At 40.4% G+C, this 23,057-nt stretch carries 23 protein-coding genes; 11 read left to right on the plus strand and 12 right to left on the minus strand.

The features are described 5' to 3' along the window. Positions 1-64 precede the first annotated feature (64 nt). The 3 genes from dnaJ to DS2_RS10575 all read left to right on the plus strand — a co-directional run bounded on the left by dnaJ (position 65) and on the right by DS2_RS10575 (position 2,543). A complete protein-coding gene (gene dnaJ, locus DS2_RS10565; protein ID WP_035014732.1) occupies positions 65-1,189 on the plus strand; it encodes a molecular chaperone DnaJ in 1,125 nt (374 codons plus the stop codon). A 132-nt stretch (positions 1,190-1,321) separates the two neighbouring features. Then, the gene (locus tag DS2_RS10570) at positions 1,322-2,104 is read left to right on the plus strand and encodes a M48 family metallopeptidase (RefSeq protein ID WP_035014733.1); all 783 of its coding nucleotides are present in this window, start codon (positions 1,322-1,324) and stop codon (positions 2,102-2,104) included. Beyond that, a complete protein-coding gene (locus DS2_RS10575) occupies positions 2,085-2,543 on the plus strand; it encodes a hypothetical protein (RefSeq protein ID WP_235188583.1) in 459 nt (152 codons plus the stop codon). Before DS2_RS10570 ends, DS2_RS10575 begins: the two co-directional genes overlap by 20 nt. On the opposite strand, the gene DS2_RS10580 is transcribed toward DS2_RS10575, so the two are convergent. After that, on the minus strand, positions 2,524-5,322 hold the full coding sequence (locus DS2_RS10580) for an insulinase family protein (RefSeq protein WP_035014734.1): 2,799 nt from the start codon (positions 5,320-5,322) through the stop codon (positions 2,524-2,526). The genes DS2_RS10575 and DS2_RS10580 overlap by 20 nt on opposite strands. Before the next feature lie 290 nt (positions 5,323-5,612). On the opposite strand from DS2_RS10580, the gene sixA reads away from it, so the two are divergent. Then, positions 5,613-6,092, plus strand: a complete 480-nt coding sequence (gene sixA / locus DS2_RS10585) for a phosphohistidine phosphatase SixA (RefSeq protein WP_035014735.1) — start codon at positions 5,613-5,615, stop codon at positions 6,090-6,092. On the opposite strand, the gene smrB is transcribed toward sixA, so the two are convergent. Beyond that, entirely contained in the window at positions 6,089-6,613 is a 525-nt protein-coding gene (gene smrB, locus DS2_RS10590; protein ID WP_035014736.1) for an endonuclease SmrB, read from the minus strand. The genes sixA and smrB overlap by 4 nt on opposite strands. A gap of 59 nt (positions 6,614-6,672) precedes the next feature. Here smrB and prmB point away from each other — a divergent pair, with 59 nt between their 5' ends. From prmB to DS2_RS10605, 3 genes are read left to right on the plus strand one after another with little or no spacing between them, the layout of a single operon-like run. After that, entirely contained in the window at positions 6,673-7,602 is a 930-nt protein-coding gene (prmB, locus tag DS2_RS10595) for a 50S ribosomal protein L3 N(5)-glutamine methyltransferase (RefSeq protein WP_035014737.1), read from the plus strand. 14 nt (positions 7,603-7,616) lie between these two features. Beyond that, positions 7,617-8,711 (plus strand): chorismate synthase, encoded by a 1,095-nt coding sequence (gene aroC, locus DS2_RS10600; protein ID WP_035014738.1) that lies wholly within the window; start codon positions 7,617-7,619, stop codon positions 8,709-8,711. A 5-nt stretch (positions 8,712-8,716) separates the two neighbouring features. Further along, positions 8,717-9,886 (plus strand): MFS transporter, encoded by a 1,170-nt coding sequence (locus tag DS2_RS10605; RefSeq protein ID WP_035014739.1) that lies wholly within the window; start codon positions 8,717-8,719, stop codon positions 9,884-9,886. Here the strand turns inward: DS2_RS10605 and yfbR are convergent. Then, positions 9,876-10,478: a 5'-deoxynucleotidase gene (gene yfbR, locus DS2_RS10610; protein WP_200870134.1), complete on the minus strand. Its 603-nt coding sequence runs from the start codon at positions 10,476-10,478 to the stop codon at positions 9,876-9,878. The genes DS2_RS10605 and yfbR overlap by 11 nt on opposite strands. Before the next feature lie 12 nt (positions 10,479-10,490). Further along, entirely contained in the window at positions 10,491-11,705 is a 1,215-nt protein-coding gene (locus DS2_RS10615) for a pyridoxal phosphate-dependent aminotransferase (RefSeq protein WP_035014740.1), read from the minus strand. Between the two features lie 365 nt (positions 11,706-12,070). Here DS2_RS10615 and DS2_RS10620 point away from each other — a divergent pair, with 365 nt between their 5' ends. Beyond that, the gene (locus DS2_RS10620; protein WP_035014741.1) at positions 12,071-12,862 is read left to right on the plus strand and encodes a DUF2189 domain-containing protein; all 792 of its coding nucleotides are present in this window, start codon (positions 12,071-12,073) and stop codon (positions 12,860-12,862) included. 65 nt (positions 12,863-12,927) lie between these two features. On the opposite strand, the gene DS2_RS10625 is transcribed toward DS2_RS10620, so the two are convergent. From DS2_RS10625 to DS2_RS10660, 8 genes are read right to left on the minus strand one after another with little or no spacing between them, the layout of a single operon-like run. Then, a complete protein-coding gene (locus DS2_RS10625; RefSeq protein WP_035014742.1) occupies positions 12,928-13,227 on the minus strand; it encodes a YciI family protein in 300 nt (99 codons plus the stop codon). After that, on the minus strand, positions 13,227-13,775 hold the full coding sequence (locus DS2_RS10630; RefSeq protein WP_035014743.1) for a septation protein A: 549 nt from the start codon (positions 13,773-13,775) through the stop codon (positions 13,227-13,229). Before DS2_RS10630 ends, DS2_RS10625 begins: the two co-directional genes overlap by 1 nt. Before the next feature lie 6 nt (positions 13,776-13,781). Then, positions 13,782-14,591 (minus strand): tryptophan synthase subunit alpha, encoded by an 810-nt coding sequence (gene trpA, locus DS2_RS10635; RefSeq protein ID WP_035014744.1) that lies wholly within the window; start codon positions 14,589-14,591, stop codon positions 13,782-13,784. Beyond that, entirely contained in the window at positions 14,584-15,777 is a 1,194-nt protein-coding gene (gene trpB, locus DS2_RS10640) for a tryptophan synthase subunit beta (protein WP_035014745.1), read from the minus strand. The genes trpA and trpB overlap by 8 nt, the downstream gene beginning before the upstream one ends. 13 nt (positions 15,778-15,790) lie before the next feature. Beyond that, a complete protein-coding gene (gene trpCF, locus DS2_RS10645; protein WP_035014746.1) occupies positions 15,791-17,155 on the minus strand; it encodes a bifunctional indole-3-glycerol-phosphate synthase TrpC/phosphoribosylanthranilate isomerase TrpF in 1,365 nt (454 codons plus the stop codon). Beyond that, positions 17,148-18,155 (minus strand): anthranilate phosphoribosyltransferase, encoded by a 1,008-nt coding sequence (gene trpD, locus DS2_RS10650; RefSeq protein ID WP_035014748.1) that lies wholly within the window; start codon positions 18,153-18,155, stop codon positions 17,148-17,150. Before trpD ends, trpCF begins: the two co-directional genes overlap by 8 nt. A 12-nt stretch (positions 18,156-18,167) precedes the next feature. Next, positions 18,168-18,761 carry an aminodeoxychorismate/anthranilate synthase component II gene (locus tag DS2_RS10655; protein WP_035014749.1) on the minus strand — a complete coding sequence of 198 codons (594 nt, stop codon included), beginning with the start codon at positions 18,759-18,761 and terminating at the stop codon, positions 18,168-18,170. A 1-nt stretch (position 18,762) separates the two neighbouring features. Beyond that, on the minus strand, positions 18,763-20,289 hold the full coding sequence (locus DS2_RS10660) for an anthranilate synthase component 1 (protein WP_035014750.1): 1,527 nt from the start codon (positions 20,287-20,289) through the stop codon (positions 18,763-18,765). A gap of 409 nt (positions 20,290-20,698) precedes the next feature. On the opposite strand from DS2_RS10660, the gene DS2_RS10665 reads away from it, so the two are divergent. The 3 genes from DS2_RS10665 to DS2_RS10675 are packed head-to-tail and all read left to right on the plus strand — an operon-like array spanning position 20,699 to position 23,033. Next, complete coding sequence (locus DS2_RS10665) at positions 20,699-21,556, plus strand: PHP domain-containing protein (protein ID WP_035014751.1); 858 nt, start codon at positions 20,699-20,701, stop codon at positions 21,554-21,556. 10 nt (positions 21,557-21,566) lie between these two features. Continuing rightward, a complete protein-coding gene (locus DS2_RS10670) occupies positions 21,567-22,187 on the plus strand; it encodes an L-threonylcarbamoyladenylate synthase (RefSeq protein ID WP_035014752.1) in 621 nt (206 codons plus the stop codon). A 21-nt stretch (positions 22,188-22,208) separates the two neighbouring features. Beyond that, complete coding sequence (locus tag DS2_RS10675) at positions 22,209-23,033, plus strand: segregation and condensation protein A (RefSeq protein WP_035014754.1); 825 nt, start codon at positions 22,209-22,211, stop codon at positions 23,031-23,033. Positions 23,034-23,057: the final 24 nt, after the last annotated feature.

Raw genomic sequence — 23,057 nt, forward strand, 5'->3', positions numbered from 1 at the left:
TATGGAAACGGGTGCATGCACCCGTTTTGTACGTTTAGCCGTAAACATAACCTAGGCGAGATATATGTCTAAACGCGATTATTATGAAGTTCTGGGACTAGAAAGAAGTGCCAGCGAAAGAGATATCAAAAAAGCCTACAAGCGCTTGGCGATGAAATATCACCCAGACAGAACAAAGGGTGATAAAGATTTTGAAGAAAAATTTAGAGAAATTAAAGAAGCGTATGAAGTTTTAACTAACGCCGAATTAAAAGCCCGTTATGATCAATATGGTCATGCAGGTGTGGATCCGCAAATGGGCGGTGGTGGCGGTGGCCATCAGGACTTTTCTGATATCTTTGGCGATGTTTTTGGCGACATATTTGGCGGTGGTGGCCGCAGACAGTCTAGAGCGCAACGAGGTTCAGACTTAAGATATAACTTAGAACTTAGCCTTGAAGAAGCTGTTAAAGGCAAAAACGTCGAAATTAAAGTACCAACTTGGGTTAGTTGTGAGACGTGCGATGGTTCGGGTGCAAAACCGGGTAGCAAACCACAAGTTTGTTCTACTTGTCATGGCCAAGGCCAAGTACAAATGCGCCAGGGCTTCTTTGCGGTACAACAGACTTGTCCGACATGTCATGGCCAAGGCAAAATTATTAGTGATCCTTGTAGTAGCTGTGGTGGACAAGGTCGAGTTCAGAAGAATAAAACCTTATCGGTTAAAATTCCAGCTGGAGTGGATACTGGCGACAGAATTCGTTTAGCTGGTGAGGGTGAAGCTGGCGCTCATGGCGCACCAGCAGGTGATTTATATGTACAAGTACATGTAAAAGAACATGCTATCTTCGAGCGTGATGGCAGTAATTTATATTGTGAAGTGCCAATTGGCTTTGCGACTGCTGCATTAGGCGGTGAAATACACGTACCAACTTTAGATGGTAAAGTTAAACTGAAAATACCATCAGAAACGCAGACAGGCCGCATGTTTAGAATGCGTGGTAAAGGTGTGCGTTCTGTTAGAGGTGGTATTGAAGGCGATTTAATTTGTAAAGTTGTGGTAGAAACACCAGTTAACCTAACCGATTCACAAAAAGAGCTACTTCGCCAACTAGACAGTGAAATGGAAGAGGGCAGTGCCAAGCATAGACCAAAAGAAACTGGATTTTTTGACGGAGTGAAGCGATTCTTTGACGACCTTCGCAGTTAAATTGTTTATGATTAAAGCCACTTTTTAGTGGCTTTTTTATTTACATCTATCCAAGGGACAGTTGGCCCTTGATCTACAAACTTTGCTAGAATACAAAAAGTAACTCTCTTCAGCTATTAAGGGAAATTTTAAATGAAATTTGTTCGCTTGTTATCTTTGTGCCTGATTACCACTGTGTTATTTAGTTGTGCTAAATCACCAACTGGGCGTAGCCAATTTATCATGTTTGATGCTGACAAAATGTCGAAAATGGGGATTGATAGTTTTGAAGCCATCAAGCAAGAGCAAAAAATTTCTACCGATAAACAAACCAATCAATATGTCGACTGCGTTGCTGACGCTATCATTCGTGTTTTACCATCTGACTGGCAGCATGGGTGGGAAGTGGTTGTATTTGAAAGCGAGCAAGTAAATGCATTTGCATTACCAGGACGAAAAATCGGTGTATATACCGGCATATTGGGAGTCGCAGAGAATGCTGACCAATTGGCCGCTATTATGGGACATGAGGTAGGGCATGTTATAGCAAATCATGGCGGTGAGCGAGTTTCTCAAAATACCGCTGCAAATGTGGTGCTGCAAGGTGCGGCTGTTATGACACAAGGCTCAGAATACCAACAAGCGACTATGTCAGTGTTGGGCTTAGGTGCACAATACGGAGTTTTATTACCTTATAGTCGTACTCATGAGTCAGAGGCCGATGTTATTGGTTTGAAGTACATGATTGAAGCTGGCTTTAAGCCAGAAGCATCAATGAAGCTTTGGGAGAATATGAATAAGTTGGGTGGCAATAAGCCAATGGAGATTTTATCTACGCACCCTGCACCAGAAACACGAATTGATAACCTAGCTGAGCATATTCAGAAGTTCCGTAGCAATGGTGTAAAGCCTTTGCATGCAAGACCAAGCTGTTAGTGATATGCTCAATAGCAGTCGAACATATAAATTAATTCGCATTGTAACTTGGTCGGTTGGCATAACGTCACTGGCCATTTTTTACGTATGGTTTGAGTATTTACGTCCGTCAACTGTGGCTGACTTAAACCAAGGTATGGTTGAATCTAGCTTTAATCCTTTTGTATGGGCAAAAGGCCGTGCCGACTATTCAACAACAAATCCAAGACAAGCCTTGTATATAGATGTGTTGCGCAACCACATTGCAACTGGTTTGAGCGTAGAGCAAGTCGAAGCAAAATTGGGTTTGCCAGATTCTACCTCACAGCCCAGACAGCACAATTACCTACTGTCTTTTGATATAAATACAGGCATATACCAGTATTTAGTGATTCAGTTCGATGCGAATCAAAAAGTTGTTTTGTATTATCGCTATGAGGTCAATCACGCAATAAAGTAATGGCGCTGATGTTCGATTGCAGTGCTTTTCTGATTACTTTTGCTGAACCTTTAATCAATATTGCAGAGTCATTGCGCACGCCATCATTTTGTTTTGAAGCGGTTAAGTTCACCATGCCTCTTTCTCCGCCTGGTGCAAAGAGCTCTGACATTTCTTCCAATACGTCATCAAATGTTAAAGATTCAATCCACTGGCATATTTCTCGAGTGCGCCTAAAACTGTGATCTTTTAAACCGATAGACATCCAAAGTCTCTGAGCGCTTGCTCGCAAACTATTATCTTTTTCGTTTAACTGGTGGATTAAACCTTTCTGGATGTTTTGCCACTGATCTTCGTCTAACTGGCTTAGATAAGACGGTATTGACTGATAAAAATGTTCTAGTTGTTCTAATATGCTTGTTTCATTATGGTTGTCTGACTGAACATAAATGACAACGCCAGGCACAATGTTAATTGGAAAATAAGCACTACCAACTAAATAGCCCAATTGCTTTTGTTTTCTAAGGTCATGAAACACAATCGGTGACAATAATTGGTTAATCAGCATAAAGCAGGCTGTGGCTTTGGCGGAACTATCGTTTGCTTGAAAGTAATGAACTACAGCTGTGTCTTTGTTGTCAATCGGCAAGGTTAGGTGGCAATCAAATTTGTGTTCATTTAGCTGAAACACTTTGCGCGCCACTTCGGCAGAAGGTTTACTGCGCTGAAATATTATTTTTTTGATGCCTTCACCTAACTGCAGTGCTTGGGTTAAATCCCAATCACCATAAGCAAAAGCCTCTACATTCACTCTGTCAAACAACTGCACACTAAATTCGGCGTATTCACCATATTCAATGTCTTTTAATTGTTCTACCAACGACTCAGCAGGATATTGGTTGTTTTGCAAGCTTTGTGTGAGCAGGTTAAATGCTTGATTAGCTGGTTTGATTTTGCTTTGGTTGTACCATGCATTTAATAATTTAATTTTAGTTTGATTAAAATCTCGCTCGGTCACAGCACGCAGTCGAAGTTGACCGAGTAAATTTAGTACAAACTTTTGTTGTTTTTCAGAGTAGCCTTGGACATGCAATGTTAAGCCGCCTTGGTGAGGCGTAATGGTATAGCTCAAACCGGCTGTTTCTGCTTGATAATTCTCACCGAGGATATTGTCCAACACCAGTTCAACATAAAGTCGAGTGAGTGCCTGCTTTTTTGCACTACCTTGGCTATTGGGTAAATCTAACCCTATGTACACATGAGCGTGTGGTAATTTAAACACTTGGTCTTGTTTAAACCACAAGGTCATGCCTTTATCATTAATTATCTTCTGTGGGGTTGAGTCTATGTGTGAAGATTCAAGGGCCGTTGTACGCTCAGGAATATAAGGGTTTGGTGTTGGTAAAGTTAAACTGGTTAATTGATACGACTTTAATTGGGCCTGACGGTCAGACGAAATTTTTTCAGTTCGGTATGGCGCTTGGTACCATTGAGATAAATAATCGAAAGAGTGGTTTGGGTTTAATATAACCAATCTTAATTTTGAAGGGCAGAAGCAGGCTAATGCTTGATTTAGCCAGTCAGTATTGATGCCCGTCATGATAAAGTCACCAGATATTACGTCTTCAGCATCGTACACTTGAAGTTTTAGTGCAAGCTCGGCAACCCACTCAATGGTTTTCTTGGGTTCAAGATGCTCAAATGCTAACTGGTTCATCTTTGCTTTTTCAGCATAAATATATTCTACAAAGTCCGTTGTTTTTAACGCATTTAGGTAAGAAAAGATCACCTCAGAGATTTTTTTTGTGCACTCAACACCAGCCGGTGTCAGCTGTAAGCTAATGTTAAAGTCAATTGTTTGACCGTCGTCTATACCGCAACCAGCGGTTAAATTAACAATCAGCCCTTGTGACTTCAACAACGCAAATAAACTACCATGGCTTTCGTCACCTAAAATTGCTGACAAATAATGAACTGTTTTACTTTTGTAATCAGCCCCTTCACTTGGGAGTACAAAGGTGTAAATGGCTCTATATATCTGCTTAAGTGGTTTGACTTGAATGGTCAGTGCAAGATCTTGCGGTCGATACAAAGGTGGATAGTCAATTCTGTTGCGACTGGTTGTTGGGATCTGTGCAAAATATTGTTGAGCTTGCTGTTCGACAACTTCGGCTGCAAATGGAGAGGCAATTACTAGCTTCATTTTATCGGCGCTAAAACAATGATTAAAATGTTGCATTAAAGCGTCTTTGAGGGCGTTTAGATCTGAAGTTAAAAACGTTTGTTTGTTGCCGACACTAAATTTGCTAAATGGATGTTCTGGATTGCTAGTTTCTTTATGTACTTCATTGAGTCTACGTAATTCATCACGAACTTTTAATTTAAACTCCGCATCAATCGCATTTACTTCTTTTTCGAGTTTATTCAGCGCAAATTCAGGACAAATAAAAAATTGACTAAATTGATGTAGACTATTTTCAAAGGCACTTGCATGAGCATCATAATAGAAGTTCATTAATTCGCCACTTGTCCAAGCGTTTGCTTTACCGCCATATTGAGCAAGCATTTGACTGAAGTCTACTTGTTCGCTTGGAAAGGTTTGTGTGCCTTGAAATAGCATGTGTTCTAATAAATGAGTGAGCCCAGGGTATTCTTTAGGGTCGTCAAATTGGCCAGCGGCAATCGACATTGCAGCGGCAATCCGATTACTGTTTGGTACATGGACATGTAAAAGAGGTAAGCCGTTTGCAAGTGTGAACATTTGATACTGATAGGTATCTTGTTTACCTGTTTTAATCACTATAGTAGCCCCGTGAAATACGCTGAAAATTTATCTCAAATAATAAAACCATACCTAGGTATTATAAAAAAGTGTAATACGGACTACTCAGCTAGGTATGTTATTAAAATCCTGCTGTTTTTTATTGTAGCACCGAATTTTTCTTAAGTTTTACTATATTTTTTTATCTAACTGTTTTATTTTATCTACATAGCAGTTGTGTGTTGCAGATTGGTAATATACGTAAGTTGTATTAATTAGCAACCAGACTGACCCATGTTTGTATATGTTTTGGTCAGATAGAGTAGGGTATGCAGTTATTTATCGTTCGTCACGGGGAAGCTGACCTTATCGCATCGTCAGATAGCGTTCGCCAACTTAATGAAAATGGAGCACTTGAAAGTGCACAAATCGGTCAATGGATTGCGCATCAATGTAAGCAATTTGATTATGTATTGGTTAGCCCATACGACCGAGCAGTGCAAACTTGGCAAGCCATTGAAAAGCAAGGTATTGTTGCAAAAGAATTGCTTCAGTTGTCAGAGCTAGAGCCTGAAGCAGATGTGCAGAATTGTATCAATTTAATGCACGGTTATTGTTCTGAGGCTAATTCAGTATTGGTTGTGTCGCATTTGCCGCTTGTGTGCCATTTAGTCGATGGGTTAGTAGCGGAAACCTGCCCATTATTTGTTACAGGTGGCGCGGTTGAAATTGAATTGAATGACAATCTGGTTAGAGGTCATTTAAAATCAGTGGTTTCACCCGACCAAGCTGTAAACTTGTGTGCTTAGCTTAAATCTATCAGCACCAGTAAAGCGCCTTTTCCACCCCATTCTAAAGAAGCCTGGTGGATTGCCAATACGCTAGGGTGTTGCACTAGCCAAGCTGGTGTTTTTTGTTTGAGCACACCACTACCAAGCCCATGGACGATACAAACACATTCGACCTGCTGCTTGATCGCTTCTTTAATCAGCGCTGCAATTTCTATTTTAGCTTGTTGCTGAGTTAACCCGTGAAGATCCAAAATTAGATCTGGGTAATAGTGACCTTTTCTAAGTTGTTTTGCCAAATCTTTGGCATGCCCTGGTTGTACATAACTAATGCTATTTGGATCAGAAAAATGAGGGGCGTATTGATCCGAAAAGTAAAAGTTAGCTTCTCGACTGGCGTTTTTCTGTTCTAAAACCAGTTTATCTTTTTTTACTTTTTTAGACGACAACACAACCGTATCTTGTTTAAGCGGCTTTACTCCGCGCATTTGTTCAGCAAAGTTGTCGTTATCTTCTTCTGGGGAGTGTGATTTTTCCGTCATAAAACAAAAATCTAGTGTACAATAGCGCGCTATTATTCATAAGTTAGTGCGTTATTTCAATGTTAGAGTCTCAAGCGGCTGAACAAGCCTGTAAACAGTTGAATACAGTGTTCGATTTTGTCCGTTGGTTAGTGTCACAATTTAATCAGTCAGATGTTTATTTCGGCCATGGTACCGACAACCCATGGGACGAGGCATATAGCTTAGTATATCAAGCGATTGGGTTGCCTGTAGATCCAAAAGATAAAATAGATCAATGCAACTTAACCGATACTGAAAAACAAACGATCGTCGCTTGGGCCGAGCAGCGTATTAATCAACAAGTACCGTTAGCCTATTTAACTAATACCGCGTGGTTTTGTGGTAAAGCATATTACGTAGACGAGCGCGTTTTGGTGCCTCGTTCCCCCATAGGTGAGCTGATTCAGAATCAATTTGATGGTCTTATTCCTCAAGCACCCCAACGAATTTTAGATTTGTGTACTGGCAGTGGTTGTATTGCTATTGCATGTGCATATGCTTTCCCGCAAGCTGAAGTAGACGCAGTTGATATCAGTTCAGATGCGCTTGAAGTCTGTGAAATGAATATTGAGCATCATGGCATGTGGCAGCAAGTTATACCGATTCAGTCTGACGTATTTAGTGGTGTTGCAGAACAAAAATATGATGTGATAGTTTCAAATCCACCCTATGTTGATGCTGAAGATATGGCCGATTTACCCAGCGAGTTTCACCATGAACCTGAACTCGGATTAGCTGCGGGGGTTGATGGCTTATCAATTGTAAACACTATATTAAGTGAAGCTGCTGAGCATTTATCCGAAAATGGTGTACTAATTGTTGAAGTTGGAAATAGTCTAGTTCACATGGAACAAGCGTTTCCTGGTGTAGAATTTAATTGGATCGAATTTAAACATGGTGGTATTGGGGTATTTATGTTTACCCGCAGTCAATTACTGCAGTATCGCGATGCATTTGTGCAAGAATAAAAACAGAGGTTAAGATGTCTGGTAACTCTATTGGTAAATTGTTTAGTGTTTCAACGTTTGGTGAAAGCCATGGTAAGGCTTTGGGCTGTATTGTTGATGGTTGCCCTCCAGGAATTGAGATTACAGAAGAAGAGATTCAGTTAGAATTAGATCGCCGAAAGCCAGGTACTTCACGTTACACAACCCAAAGGCGTGAACCTGACCAAGTGCAAATTTTATCGGGGATCTTTGAAGGTAAAACCACCGGCACTTCCATTGGTATGATAATTCAAAATACTGATCAGCGAAGTAAAGACTACTCAAATATTATGGATTTATTTCGCCCGGGCCATGCCGATTATACTTACCATCAAAAATACGGTATCAGAGATTATCGTGGTGGTGGCCGTTCTTCAGCTCGGGAAACTGCAATGCGCGTAGCTGCAGGGGCTGTTGCTAAAAAATACCTGTTGCAAAAGTTTGGTATTGAAGTACGCGGTTATTTGTCGCAATTGGGCCCAATCAAAGCTGAAAATCTTGATTGGTCACAAGTCAACCAAAATCCATTCTTTTTCCCAGACGAGTCTAAGTTAGATGATTTAGACCAATATATGCGTGATCTGAAAAAAGAAGGCGACTCAATTGGCGCTAAAGTAACCGTATGTGCATCCAATGTGCCTGTTGGTTTAGGTGAGCCAGTATTTGATAGATTGGATGCAGAAATCGCTCACTCGCTGATGAGTATCAACGCTGTTAAAGGCGTTGAAATTGGCGCGGGGTTCGATTGTGTTGAGCAGAAAGGTTCGCAGCACAGAGATTTAATGACGCCAAATGGATTTACTTCAAACAATGCTGGTGGCATTTTAGGTGGCATTTCAACTGGCCAAGAAATCATTGCAAGTATTGCGTTAAAACCAACGTCTAGTATTTCCGTACCAGGCGAATCTATTAACACGAAAGGCGAAACGGCTGAAGTGGTCACCAAGGGTCGCCACGATCCATGCGTTGGTATTCGTGCTGTCCCTATTGCTGAAGCAATGCTGGCATTAACACTTATGGATCATGTTTTACGTCACCGCGCACAAAACATCGATGTGCAAACTGAGACTCCGGATATTGCACGTAAATAACTTTAATGTTTGCTAACTCTACCAAAGCGAGACTATCCCAAATATACTTTAGTTATTTCACGATTATTGGGGTGGTCTCTCATTATTTAGGTTTATATCTAGACTCTCTTCAGTTACCCGCAACGACTATTGGCAGCATATTAGCTGTCATGACTATTGGTCGCATCCTTGGTCCGAGCACATGGGCACACCTCAGTTGGCTAAATAAAAACACTCATTTACGTATTCAACTAGGTTGTTTATTCGCGTTACTATTTTTTAGTTTGCTGTTATTTAAACACAACACCCTATTTATCTATTTAGCTTTAGGGGGCTTTGCATTTTTTTGGTCGGCTGTGTTGCCGCAAATCGAAACCTTAACCCAAGCAAAGTTAGAGGGCGATGCGAGTGCGTACAGCCTAGTTCGAATGTGGGGTAGTATAAGTTTTATTTTATTTGTGATCATCGCAGGTTGGTCTTTTGAACATTTTGGTGTAACCCAAAGTGTTGAGTATATGACCATGGTTTTGCTTGTTATTCTTTTGTTTAACAGTGTACGTTTACCGCAACCTCAAGTGAAGCACAGTGCGGTTGTTTCTTCTTCAAAACTATCATTTCAAAAGCGACTAAAACAAAAACATGTCGTCGCATTTTTAGTTTGTTCAATGTTGATGCAGTTTAGTTTTGCACCATATTATGGATTCTTTTCCATTTATATGCAGGACATTGGCTATACAGGGTACCAAACAGGAATGTTTATTTCTGTGGGGGTTGTGGCTGAAATAGTGATCTTTTTCTATGCCGGCAAGCTTGTTAAACAGTTTGCGCTTAATTACCTAATTGCATTTTGCTTGGCACTAACAGCTTTGCGCTGGTTTACTTTAAACAGTTTTGCTGAACATGTATTACTGCTGATCTTGATTCAAACCATACACGCTTTCAGCTATGGGTTGTTTCATGTCTGCGCGCAAAAATTCATGCACAATGAGTTTGTTGGTGATGCATTATCAAAAGGGCAGGCATTTTATTTGTCGGTATCTTTCGGTATAGGTGGAGCGTTGGGCGCGTGGTGCGCCGGTTGGGGTTGGCACCTTATTTACGATGCTACTTACTATTTTGCAGCTGCTTTTGCACTGTTAGGGGCGGTTATTGGACTGCAAGCAAAAAGCATTGAGTCTAGTGCAACTACTCGGTAATTGCATCTAAACTCAGGCTAAACCCAGGTTCGAACATATTTAGAAAAAATTCGACTTCGGGCATTTCAAGTGCTTGTAAATTTTCTTGTAAACGCAGTTGAGCGCGACTAAATTCATGATTTCCCGCATTCAGCTCTTCTATGGTCTTTAAGTACGCGGATAAAATATCTGCGGCTTTCACAAGCTTATATTCTTCCGGATTGTGGTGTTCAGAACAAACTAATGGTTGGTAATATTTTTGCAATCGCTCTGGCAACAATCCAACTAATTTATCTTCGGCAATTTTTTCTATTTTTTTATATTCTTTGGCGATTTCGGCATTAAAGTATTTAACTGGGTTGGGTAAATCACCAGTTAAGACTTCAGAGGCATCATGGAATATCGCTAATGTTGCTATACGTTCAGGATTGGCATTTCCTTGATAGTATTCATTGCGAATGACTGCAAGCGCATGGGCAATCATAGCAACTTGCAAGCTATGCTCTTGTACATTTTCAATTTGGGTGTTTCGCATTAGTGGCCATCGATTTATTAATTTCATTCTGGCCATGTATGCGAAAAAGTGACTAGGGTTTATCGATTCATCCTTCATCTTATTTACACCTTATTGTCTATATCTTTTTAAGAAGCGCTCTAGCTTATCCAATGCAATTTCTAACTGCTCGATATGCGGTAACGTTACAATTCTGAAGTGATCAGGTTTGTGCCAATTAAATCCGCTGCCGTGAACCATTAAAATCTTTTCTTGGCGGAGAAAATCTAAGATAAATTTTTGATCGTCGGTTATATTAAATTTTTCAGTGTCGATTTTTGGAAATACGTACATAGCGCCTTTTGGTTTAACACAAGACAAACCTTCAATTTCATTAATTCTGCGCCAAGCGAACATGGTTTGTTCGTACAAACGACCACCTTCACCGATTAATTCGTTAATACTTTGATATCCACCCAATGCTGTTTGAATTGCATATTGGCAGGGTACATTGGCACATAACCGCATGGATGCAAGCATATCAAGCCCTTCTATATAGTTTTCGGCTAAATGCTTGGCACCGCTTAACATCATCCAGCCCGCTCTAAACCCTGCAATACGGTAGTTTTTTGACAAACCACCAAAAGTGACAGTTAGAATGTCGTTGCTAAAGCAAGCGGTTGGTTTGTGGGTGACATTTTCATAGAGCACTTTGTCGTAGATTTCATCACTAAACAAAATTAGTTCATGCTCTCTGGCCACTTGAACTAGTTGTTGTAAAATATCATCAGAATAAACGGCACCAGTTGGATTGTTGGGATTAATTAAGACAATGCCTTTGGTTTTGTCTGTTATTTTGCTACGAATATCTTGAATATTTGGGTTCCAGTCGTCCTGTTCGTCGCATTGGTAGTGAACCGGCGTACCACCTGACAATGCAACAGCAGCAGTCCAAAGCGGATAATCTGGACTAGGGACGAGTATTTCGTCACCTATATTAAGCAATCCCTGCATCGCCATAACGATGAGTTCACTCACACCGTTACCAACATAAATATCTTCAATATCTATGTCGCGGATACCTTTTTGCTGGTAGTACTGCATAATCGCAACGCGTGCTGAGTAGATCCCTTTTGAATCACAATAACCTTGAGCAGTTGGTAAATTACGAATAACATCTTTCAAAATGTCATCAGGCGCTTCAAATCCAAATGGAGCAGGGTTACCTATGTTTAACTTTAAAACCCGGTGCCCTTCTTCTTCTAGACGCTTTGCTTCTTTTAATACGGGCCCTCGTATGTCGTAACATACGTTATTCAACTTTGACGACTGCTCAAATAGTTTCATTCGTGCATTTTCCAATAACAACTAACGCAAAAATATAAGATACCGCCTGTTACAGGGGTTGTGAAGAGGTGGACATTTGATTTACGCATTTTTCTATAAAAGCTTGCATCAATTAGCTTTATTGGTTGATTTTTGAACACTTTGTATTGGCAGTGGCTGGCTGAGCAGCAATAAACTTATTGCAATAAGGTTAAAAAGGTTAATTTTTTTGTAACTTTGGCAATGCCTGTCTATATTTAAATTAGCTCAATCTTTATACACAAGATTTGTTGTAAAGAAGAGCACTACTTTCTTGGATGATTAAAAGACAATTAGAGTTGTAATTAGATGTGGTTGGACAGATTAAAAGCTATGGGGAATAGATTATGTCACATACAATGCGCAAAGAAGAAAACGCACTCCATGATAACGAGTTAGGTAGAGTTATCCCATGCAATGCGTTGGACTGGAGTGATCCATTTAATTGGTTACGCTTAGGTTTGATGGATATGACTAAAGCACCTTTGGTTACCTTGTTTTACGGTATTATTTTTACCTTAGTGCCGATCGGTATTATGTACTTAGTGTCGTTAACTGAGAATCATTTGGTTATTGCACCAGCCATTGTTTGTTTTATGCTGGTTGGGCCTTTTTTAGCTGCTGGTTTATATGATGTGAGTTGGGAGTTTGAAAAAGGTCATAAACCAACATTGTGGCATAGCATTAAAGCTATGAGTCGCAATAATGTTCATGAGTGGGCGTTTGCAATTTTGTTGTTAGTTATTATGATTTTTTGGTTACGCATTGCGTCATTGATTCATGCACTTTACCCGCCTTATATCTCTGACGATTTTAGCGAGTTGTTACCATTCTTAGCATTAGGAACGGGTGTTGGTGCTTTGTTATCCGCGTTTGTTTTCACGATAAGTGCGTTTACTCAACCAATTTTGGTTGAGCGTAAAGTAGATCTAATGACTGCAGTATTATCTAGCATCAATGCGGTGTGGAGTAACAAAGGGGTTATGGCTGTTTGGGCCGCAATAATAGGTGTGGGAGTGGTAATTGGTTTTCTAACTCAGTTTATTGCGTTTCTTGTTATTATGCCGTTGTTAGCATTTGCTACTTGGCATGGTTATATAGCCACCATCACGACTAAACGCAAACGCCGTTTTGAGTAAAAATGATTAAACTGTTTTAAATTGATAAAACCAGCTAGTTAATTGATTAACTAGCTGGTTTTTTATTATGGCAAAGCGATTTTGAAAGGCTTGACCGTAACTGATTTATACACACCAGCTTGGATGTATGGGTCTTTGTCGGCCCAAGCTTGGGCATCAGCTAAGCTATCAAATTTCGCGATAACAGTTGATCCGGTAAAACCAGCTTCACCTGGGTCTTCTGAATCAACTGCTGGATTTGGGCCTGCGACCAATAGTCGTCCTTGGTCTTTCAATTCATTTAAGCGGCCAAGATGGGCTGCCCGAGCTGTTTTTCGTAGTGGTAGGCTGTTTTCAACGTCTTGGCTATAAATTAAGTACCACATTATTGATTATCCTCTTTATTTTCTTTGGGTAGGTGAGGGTAGATATATGCAATGGTGGCTATCGTAAATGCAAAAGTTAACCCCATTAACCCGAATAATTTAAAGTTTACCCAAAAGTCTTGTGAAAAGTTGTATGCAACATATAGGTTTAACACGGCAATGGCTGCAAAAAAGCCAGCCCAGGCGTAAGAAATTTTCGCCCACAAAGCTTTTGGCAATGCCAGCTCTTTGCCGAGTAAAGATTCCATCGGACTGACTTTAAATACTGCCTGACTGATAAAAATACCCACAGCAAACAAGCCGTTTACTACGGTTACTTTCCATTTTATAAATGCATCATCTTGAAAGTATAATGTTAAGCCACCCATGATTAACACGATTAAAAACAACGACATTTGTTTTTTCGGCATGCTTTTTTGTTTAATCCATTCATAGATTAAATGCAACCCAGTTGTCCCTATTAGGGCGGCAGTCGCCCAATAGATATCAACCATTTTATAGACAACAAAAAATACGCCTATATGTAAAAATTCAAATATATTCGCCATAAGACTTTATTTTCCTGTCGCGGCTTTCATAACTCGAACAAAATCAGTTATCTCAGTAACCATTTTTGTTGGATTGTCTAAATTGGTTTCGATAAGCTTAACGACGGCTGAACCACTGATTGCGCCTGCTGCACCACTTTCAATTGCGGCTTTAACATGCTCAGGCTGTGAAATGCCAAAACCTAATAATGCTGGTGGTGCATTGTAATTGTTCAATGCAGCAATAACGGTTTCGATTGGCATGTTGGCTACGGTTTCTGTACCAGTAACACCCGCACGACTTAGTAGGTAAGTATAGCCTGAGCCTTGTTCAGCGATGTGTTTTAATGATTTTTCACTGCCGTTTGGTGGCGCAATAAATATGGCGTCAACATCGTGCTTCTCTGCCATTTGTTTAAATGGCGCACTTTCGCGTGCAGGTACATCTGCAACTAATACTGAATCGATGCCGACGTCAGCACACAATGCGTAAAAGTCATTGAGTCCTTTTGCAAAGATGAGGTTGCTGTATAAAAGCAACCCAATTGGAATATCTGCATTGTATTGACGTATTTGTTTGATTAATTCAAAACAGTCTTTTGGTGTGACTTTAGCTTCAAGCGCACGAATATTGGCTTTTTGAATAGTTGGCCCATCGGCAATTGGATCAGAATAAGGAATCCCTAATTCAAGTGCATCGGCACCACCGTCAATTAAACCTTTAATAATGTCTAAAGACGTTGCTAAGTTTGGATCACCAATAGTTACAAAAGGGACAAATGCACCTTGTTTTTGTTCTTTTAACTTGGCGAACATTTGATTATATCTATTACTCATAGTGACCCCCTTGCTCTAATACTCGGTGAACATGGGCAAGGTCTTTATCGCCACGTCCTGATAAATTAACCACGATAATTGTTTCTTCCGTTGCTGCTTTGGCAATGTCTAATGCATGCGCAAGCGCGTGAGACGATTCAAGTGCAGGGATAATACCTTCACAGCGACATAAGGTTTGAAAAGCTTCAAGCGCTTGTTCGTCAGTGGCTGCAACATATTCTGCACGGCCTGTTGCATGTAAATATGCATGCTGAGGGCCTACTGCAGGGTAATCTAAACCAGCTGACACTGAATATGATTCTTCAATTTGACCATCGTCATCTTGCATTATGTAGGTCACTGCGCCGTGTAAAATACCTTTGGTACCTTTACAAATGGTCGCGCCATGTTTAAGGGTCGATAAACCGTGACCGCCTGGCTCAACACCTATTAATTTTACGTCTTTTTCGTCAATGAAGTCTGCAAACATGCCAATTGCATTTGAACCTCCACCAACACAAGCAACAACATAATCCGGTAATCTACCTTCAGCTTGAACAATTTGCTCTTTTGCTTCAATGCCGATCATTTTTTGGAACTCACGAACCAGTGTTGGGAATGGATGAGGGCCAGCGGCTGTTCCTAATAAATAATGACTGTCTTCATAAGTTGCAGACCAGTCGCGTAGCGCTTCGTTTACCGCATCTTTTAATGTACCAGAACCTGCATCGACAGGGATAACTTCAGCACCCATCAATTTCATTCTAAAGACATTTGGTTGCTGGCGTTCACAGTCTTTTGCACCCATGTAAATGCGGCACTCTAAGCCTAATAATGCACAAGCTAGAGCTGTTGCAACACCGTGTTGGCCCGCACCTGTTTCGGCGATTACACGAGACTTGCCCATGCGTTTAGTTAATAACGCTTGGCCTAAAACTTGGTTAGTTTTATGTGCGCCACCGTGCAATAAATCTTCACGTTTTAAATAGATTTTTGCTAATGGATTTGGCGAAAAATTACGGGTTAAGGTTAATGGCGTTGGACGACCAGCATATTCTTTTAATAAGCTTTCGAATTCTTGTTTAAAAGCTGGATCGTTTTGTGCTGCAATAAATTCTTGTTCTAATTGCTCTAAAGCTGGAACTAAAAGCTCTGGAACAAACATGCCACCAAACTCGCCAAAATAGGCGTCTAATTTCTGTGTCATACTTTCCTCGGTATTATCGTAATTCGTTAAAAACAGCGGTTAATTTTGCTGGGTTTTTAATGCCTGGTGCGTCTTCTGCGCCTGAATTAATATCTAAACCCAATGCACCTTGTTTCGCGGCTAGTTTGGCATTTTCTTCACTAATACCGCCCGCTAACATAAATGGAATTTCAAAGTTTATTTTTGACAAAACTTGCCAATCAATACTTTTGCCTGTGCCACCTGGCTGTGCTTTTGTACCTGAATCTATCAACCAGCGATCAATTTTAGTTAATTTAGGCAAGGGTGAAAGAGTCGGGTTATGTGCTTTCCAAATTTGCACATCGTCTGGCAATTTAGGACGCAGTTTATCGATATATTCTTGCTCTTCTTCGCCATGTAATTGAATGGCTGTTAAGCCTAATTCTTTGCATGTATCGGCTACTTTTAACACGGGGGCGTTTACAAAAACACCGACGTAATTTAATTCGGCTGCAGCGATAACTTGCTTGGCTTTTTCAATATCTACACAGCGTGGTGATTTTTCCGCGAAAATCAAACCGCCATACACAGCGCCTGCTTGTTTAGCAGCTATGGCATCTTCTGTACGGGTTAAACCACACACTTTGTTTTCACCAACCACTAACTTATGCACGGCTTGTTTTAAGTTGGCTTGTGCCATTAACGAGCTACCGACTAAAAAGCCTTTTGCATAGTTAGATAGCTCAGATACATGGTCGTGGGTATAAATGCCAGACTCTGAGATGATAATTCGGTCTGCTGGAATTTTTGGTGCTAAATCGCGTGTCGTTTGTAAATCAGTCGATAAATCGCGCAAGTTACGGTTGTTGATACCAATAATTTTTGCATTCAGTTTAATTGCGCGCGCTAGCTCTTCTTCGTTCGATACTTCAGTTAAAATATCTAACTTGTAATTATCCGCTAGCGCAGCTAATTTTGCATATTCTTCATCGTTTAATACAGACAACATCAATAAGATGGCATCAGCATCGTAATAACGCGCTAAATGTACTTGGTATTCGTCAACAAAAAAGTCTTTGCACAAACAAGGTTGAGTTACCTTGGCTCGTACATACTTTAAATACTCATGATCGCCTTGAAAGTATTTTTTATCGGTTAATACCGAGATGCCACTGGCATAAGGCGAATATGCGTCGATAATTTCATCTAAATTGAATTCGGCTCGAATTAATCCTTTCGATGGACTGGCTTTTTTACACTCTAAAATAAAACCCTTTTGTGGTTTAGATAGCGAGTCAAATAAACTTCTATCAGATGGTGTTAAGCCTTCAACAAAACTTGCTAACGGTTTTGCTAGTTTTTGTGCGGCAACTTCTTCACGTTTATCCGCACAAATTTTTTCTAATACATTAGCCATTCGACAGCTCCACAAACTTGTTTAAGGTTGCTAGTGCTTTGCCAGATTGCATTGCATCCAGCGCGATTTGTGTGCCTTGTTTTAAATCAGTCGCTAAACCTGCCATATATAAAAGTGCAGATACGTTAATGGCTACTGCATTTAAATGCGCTTGTTCACCTTTGCCGGATAACATGTTGAGACAAATCTGTTTGTTTTCAGCTGGAGTGCCACCTTTAATGTCGCTTAAGGCACATTCGTTTACACCAAAGTCAGCAGGGCTTAGGCGATATTGACTGATTTGACCGTCTTTAAGTTCGCACACTTGTGTTTCGCCATGTAAAGCGATTTCATCTAAACCTGAACCATGAACCACCATAGCGCGTTTTAGACCAAGCTGTTTTAAAGTTTCAGCGATTGGCTTAAGCAAATCTGCCGAATACACACCTAGCAGTTGAATATCGGGTGCTGCTGGGTTAGCTAATGGGCCTAAAATGTTAAAGATTGTACGTGTTTTCATGGTTTGGCGCACTGGCATTGCGTGTTTTACACCCGAGTGATATTGCGGGGCAAAGAAGAAACAAATACCAGCTTCATCTAAACATTTGCGTGACTGCTCAGGGCTAGGTGTTAGATTGATGCCTAAACCTTCTAACAAATCAGATGAGCCTGATTTACTCGAAACACTGCGGTTGCCATGTTTTGTCATTTTTAAACCACAAGCAGCGGCAACAATAGCCGTAGTGGTTGAAATATTGATTGTGTCGGCACCGTCACCACCCGTACCGCAGCTATCAGCAATGAGATAATCAGGGCGGTTAAATTCAAGTGCATTTGCGCGCATCGCGCCTGCTGCGCCTGCAATTTCTTCAGGTGTTTCACCTTTTACTTTTAATGCACCTAACACGCCTGCTAGTAAAATAGGCTCGACGTCACCTAACATTACTTGGTTAAAAAATGCTTGAGTTTGCTGTTTGTCAGAGTTTTCTCCGGCAAAAGCGTTGTTGATAAATTCTTGCATAATGAATCCTTATTATTCTGCAGTGCGGGTTAGGTAGTTCAAACTCTGTTTAAGCAGTTTTGAACCAAAAGTGGTTAAAATGCTTTCAGGATGAAATTGATAACCTAATACGCGGTCTTGCTCGTTAATCACCGCCATTGGAATGTCATTTACTTCGGCGATCAATTCGAGTGAATCAGGTACTGTCGTTGCCATTAATGAATGATAACGGGCAACAAACAATGGGCTAACCATGTCTTCAAATACCGGATGGTGATTATGGCTAATGGCCGAAGCTTTACCATGCATAATTTCACCTGAAGTGCCCACAGTGCCGCCATAGGCCTCAACAATTGCTTGATGACCTAAACATATACCTATGATAGGAAAATTGCCTTTGCATAGCTGAATAAGCTCTGGCATACATCCCGCTTGCGAAGGGCTACCTGGGCCCGGTGACAACATCAGGGCTACACTGTTTTCGCAAGCCTGCATTTTTTCAAACATGACTTTGGCGTCAACATTATTTCGGTAAACCACAAGCTCAAAGCCCATGGTTTTAAGTTCATCTACGAGGTTATAAGTAAATGAGTCGAAGTTATCTAATAAAAATACGGTTGTGCTCATGTTACGCCTCCGATGCTGAAATAATTGCGTTTAATACCGCTTGTGCTTTATTACGGGTTTCGTCTGCTTCGGCTTGTGGTTTTGAATCGTAAACCACACCCGCACCAGCTTGCACATGTGCAGTACCGTCTTTTACAAAAGCTGAGCGAATGACGATACAGGTATCCATATCACCATCACTGGTTAAATAGCCGACAGCGCCACCATAACTTCCACGACGTTTTTGTTCGGTTAAACGAATCAGCTCGGTTGCTCTTACCTTAGGTGCTCCGGTTAAAGTTCCCATATTTAAACATGCTTGATAGGCGTGCAACGCATCTAAATCGCTACGTAATTGACCTTTAACACGTGATACCAAGTGCATTACAAATGAATATCTGTCGACTTTTTGTAGATCACAGACATAACGAGTACCAGGCTCAGAAACCCTAGCAACGTCATTGCGTGCGAGATCAACCAGCATCATATGCTCTGCCAGTTCTTTATGATCACTTCTAAGCTCTTGTTCTATGCGTGAGTCTAAATCAAGGTCAATGCTGCCATCAGCATTAAATCCACGTCGACGCGTACCGGCAATAGGATAAATCTCAACTTCGTTACTTGCTTTGGTGTATTTAACCGATGACTCTGGTGATGCACCAAATAACTCAAAATCTTGGTCACGCATATAAAACATATATGGACTAGGATTTTGTTTTTTTAGTTTTCGATAAGCGGCTACAGCATGTTTACAAGGCAAGCTAAAAGTGCGCGATGGTACAACTTGGAAAATATCGCCCAAACGAATATTTTCTTTCAATGCGACCACAGATTGGCAAAAATCTTCATCACTTACATCTACCTGTACATCTTGTTGGCTGACAGCTTGTAATTGAGGATGAAAGTCTTCAATTTGGCTTAGCGCTGTATGGTAGTTTGCTAAACTTGCTGCCGCCTTTGCAGCATGCTCTGTACAAAAACTATAGCTGGTCAATTCAGCGGTTTGTGTTTGATGATCACAGACCAAAATAGTTTCAGCCAAATAAAAAACATAATCAGGACAGGTGTTTTCGCCTTTTGGTACTTCGGGTAACTCTTCAACAACGCCAACTAAGTCGTAACCAAACACACCGCCTAAGAATACCGGTTGATTGTCGGTTGGAATGGTTAATAAACTGCGTAAAACTTCAAAAGGGTTAGCCGTTTTTAATCTTTGATCTTCTTCGAGGTTATTTATAGGTCGGCTAAAAACAAATTCGCTGTGACCCTCGTTACAATTGCGAATATGTTCGGCTAGTTTGTTGTTTAAATATTGTAGTGCGGGTAAACCATTGCTATTGAGCGCATCCACACTGACAGCCAATCCATTACATTCAACGCGCAAGCAGGCGTCCAATAATAGAATACTTTTTAAGTTATCTTTGCTATCAATTTCAGCCGATTCTAATAACAATGAGTTGGTATGATCCTTGGCCAAGTTATAGTAGACAGTTAATGGGTCTGCTATGTATTCAGTGGCTAGCTGATTGGTAATAAGTTTTGTTGTCATAATTTAAATTTCATATTGATTAAGTTTAAGAATATTTTTGTAAAACCTTAATCAATTTCGCCATCGTATTAGTAATCTAGTGCCAAATCTCATATTAACGCCTTTATTCATCCCGATATTATATCTACCTAAGATGTCTGGAGCTGTTTACTCCTTGCTTCTTGGGTAGGTATTGTACCTAAGCTTTAAAAACAAAAAAGCCCGCATTTGCGGGCTTTTTTGTTTTTGTATAAATAATACACAACCGACCCGCACTTTAAGTGAGGATCCACCACCATACTAATAATTTATTTGCAGTTAAGTTTGGCATAAGCTTGTGTATTCGATTCTTTTCTATAAAAAATATATGCATAATGAAACGCATATCTGTGATAAAGTCAACCGTTAATTCAAAAACAATGTGATTTACATGAAAATAGATTTACATAGTCATACAAAATGCTCGGACGGAGCACTGACACCGGAAGAGCTTGTACTTAGAGCTTTTAACAAAGGTGTAGACGTATTGGCTATAACAGACCATGACACTACGTCTGCACTGGCTGAAGCGCGCAGCGCAATACAACAGCATAATATTCCGTTGCAGCTTATCGCAGGCGTTGAAATTTCAACGCGCTGGCATGGTTTTGAAATTCATGTAGTTGGGTTAAATATTGATGAATCAAATAGTGCACTAAAGCAAACCTTAGCTTCACAAATACAAGCGAGAGACCTTCGTGCACAAAAGATAGCAACCAAACTTGCTCGAGTTATCGAAGGATATACAGCAGAAAGTATCCTGCGACGGGTTCAAGCCAAAGCACAAGGGAATAGTATATCCAGAGTTCATTTTGCCCAAGTGATACTCGAAGATGGTTTAGTCAGTAGAATCCAGCAAGCATTCGATAAGTATTTGGGACGAAAGGGGAAAGCTTATGCTGCACCAGAATGGATTAGTATTGAAAAAGCTATAGAGGTTATTCATGCCGCAGGTGGTCAAGCAACACTAGCTCATCCGACTCGTTACGATTTAAAAAATAAGTGGATTAGAAAGTTGGTTGACTATTTTGCGGCGGTAAACGGTGACGCAATTGAAGTTGCTTTACCAAGGCAAACTAATAATGAGTTGATTCAATTAGCTACTTATGCGCAACAAGCTAAACTTAAATCATCGCAAGGATCTGACTTTCATCGAGTTTCTTCATATACTGAATTAGGTAAGCTATTACCTTTACCTGAATTTTGTGAGCCTGTTTGGACTGACTGGGACCTTGTCATTCCAGCTTAAGGAGTATTTCATGAGCCAATTTTTTTATGTTCATCCAGACAACCCTCAAAAACGCTTATTAAACCAAGCATGTGAAATTATTCGAAACGGTGGTGTGGTTATTTATCCTACTGATTCTGGTTACGCAATTGGCTGTCAAGTGGGCAATAAGTCTGCGCTGGAGCGTATTTGTCAAATTAGACAAATCGAAATGGATCACGACTTCACGCTAATGTGTAAAGACGTTTCTGAACTATCAACCTATGCAAAAGTAGGCAATACTGCATTTCGAATGTTAAAAAATAATACACCTGGTGCGTATACATTTATTTTTAAAGCAACGCGCGAAGTGCCAAGACGTTTGCAAAACCCTAAACGAAAAACCATAGGTATTCGAATCCCAGATAACATTATCGCATTAGAATTGCTGGAAACATTGGGTGAGCCACTGATGAGTTCAAGCCTATTGTTGCCGGGTCGAACATTTGCCGAATCCGATCCAGAATCGATTCGAGATAGCCTAGAGCATGCTGTCGACTTGATAATTCATGGTGGATATTTGGCTGAAAGCCAAACGACAGTCATTGACTTATCAGAAGATCAAGCTGAAGTTATCCGTGTTGGTCAAGGTGATGCCGCGCCGTTTGAATAGCGTATATAATCGAATGAACAAATGAATACAGCCGTAGAATCTGTACCTATTCAGCATGAATTGCCGCTTGCTTATGTGAGAGGCGAAGCTGTTGTTGAAAAACCAGAAGACTTATTTATACCTCCTGAAGCGCTAGAGGTGATACTTGAATCGTTTGAGGGGCCGCTCGATCTACTTTTGTATTTAATTCGCAAACAAAAATTTGAAGTTGCAGATATTCCTATTTTTCAAATCACTTCGCAATATATGGAATACGTAGAAGTGATGAAAGATGTTAATTTAGAACTAGCTGCTGAATATTTGGTTATGGCAGCGGTATTGGCTGAAATTAAATCTCGAGTATTGCTACCCAAACTTAAGTCAGATGAACAAGAGGAGGAAGATCCACGCGCTGAGTTAATCAGGCGATTGCAAGAATACGAAGTGATTAAACAGGCCGCACAAGAGTTGGATAATTTACCTCGAGAAGAGCGAGATTTTTTTGCTGGTAGTGCAATGGTTGCGGATAATTGTAAACCTGTTGTGATTCAACCTGAAGTGGAATTAAAAGAACTGGTTTTAGCTTTTTCGTCGATTTTAAAACGAGCGGCCAATTTTCAACACCATCAAATCAAACCTGAGCTTTTATCAACGCGAGCAAGGATGAGCGCTATTCTAGAAAAATTAACGGCCGATTCGTATCAACCATTTGCAGACTTTTTTGATATTACAGAAGGCAAAAGTGGTGTTGTAGTTACGTTTTTGGCAATCCTTGAGCTTGTCAAAGAAAAGCTGGTAGTTTTAATTCAGAATCAAGTTTTTACCGATATTCATATTCGTTTGAACGAGCAGCCATATTGCGAATAGTTTTTAATCAGTCATAATTTAGAC

Origin of the sequence: Catenovulum agarivorans DS-2, from assembly GCF_000568405.1 — a bacterium.
GTDB classification, from domain to species: domain Bacteria; phylum Pseudomonadota; class Gammaproteobacteria; order Enterobacterales; family Alteromonadaceae; genus Catenovulum; species Catenovulum agarivorans_A.

Coding starts and splice junctions, on each gene's coding strand:
- dnaJ (WP_035014732.1), top strand. CDS start 65: ATGTCTAAACGCGATTATTATGAAGTTCTGGGACTAGAAAGAAGTGCC.
- DS2_RS10570 (WP_035014733.1), top strand. CDS start 1,322: ATGAAATTTGTTCGCTTGTTATCTTTGTGCCTGATTACCACTGTGTTA.
- DS2_RS10575 (WP_235188583.1), top strand. CDS start 2,085: ATGCAAGACCAAGCTGTTAGTGATATGCTCAATAGCAGTCGAACATAT.
- sixA (WP_035014735.1), top strand. CDS start 5,613: ATGCAGTTATTTATCGTTCGTCACGGGGAAGCTGACCTTATCGCATCG.
- smrB (WP_035014736.1), bottom strand. CDS start 6,613: ATGACGGAAAAATCACACTCCCCAGAAGAAGATAACGACAACTTTGCT.
- prmB (WP_035014737.1), top strand. CDS start 6,673: ATGTTAGAGTCTCAAGCGGCTGAACAAGCCTGTAAACAGTTGAATACA.
- aroC (WP_035014738.1), top strand. CDS start 7,617: ATGTCTGGTAACTCTATTGGTAAATTGTTTAGTGTTTCAACGTTTGGT.
- DS2_RS10605 (WP_035014739.1), top strand. CDS start 8,717: ATGTTTGCTAACTCTACCAAAGCGAGACTATCCCAAATATACTTTAGT.
- yfbR (WP_200870134.1), bottom strand. CDS start 10,478: ATGAAGGATGAATCGATAAACCCTAGTCACTTTTTCGCATACATGGCC.
- DS2_RS10615 (WP_035014740.1), bottom strand. CDS start 11,705: ATGAAACTATTTGAGCAGTCGTCAAAGTTGAATAACGTATGTTACGAC.
- DS2_RS10620 (WP_035014741.1), top strand. CDS start 12,071: ATGTCACATACAATGCGCAAAGAAGAAAACGCACTCCATGATAACGAG.
- DS2_RS10625 (WP_035014742.1), bottom strand. CDS start 13,227: ATGTGGTACTTAATTTATAGCCAAGACGTTGAAAACAGCCTACCACTA.
- DS2_RS10630 (WP_035014743.1), bottom strand. CDS start 13,775: ATGGCGAATATATTTGAATTTTTACATATAGGCGTATTTTTTGTTGTC.
- trpA (WP_035014744.1), bottom strand. CDS start 14,591: ATGAGTAATAGATATAATCAAATGTTCGCCAAGTTAAAAGAACAAAAA.
- trpB (WP_035014745.1), bottom strand. CDS start 15,777: ATGACACAGAAATTAGACGCCTATTTTGGCGAGTTTGGTGGCATGTTT.
- trpCF (WP_035014746.1), bottom strand. CDS start 17,155: ATGGCTAATGTATTAGAAAAAATTTGTGCGGATAAACGTGAAGAAGTT.
- trpD (WP_035014748.1), bottom strand. CDS start 18,155: ATGCAAGAATTTATCAACAACGCTTTTGCCGGAGAAAACTCTGACAAA.
- DS2_RS10655 (WP_035014749.1), bottom strand. CDS start 18,761: ATGAGCACAACCGTATTTTTATTAGATAACTTCGACTCATTTACTTAT.
- DS2_RS10660 (WP_035014750.1), bottom strand. CDS start 20,289: ATGACAACAAAACTTATTACCAATCAGCTAGCCACTGAATACATAGCA.
- DS2_RS10665 (WP_035014751.1), top strand. CDS start 20,699: ATGAAAATAGATTTACATAGTCATACAAAATGCTCGGACGGAGCACTG.
- DS2_RS10670 (WP_035014752.1), top strand. CDS start 21,567: ATGAGCCAATTTTTTTATGTTCATCCAGACAACCCTCAAAAACGCTTA.
- DS2_RS10675 (WP_035014754.1), top strand. CDS start 22,209: ATGAATACAGCCGTAGAATCTGTACCTATTCAGCATGAATTGCCGCTT.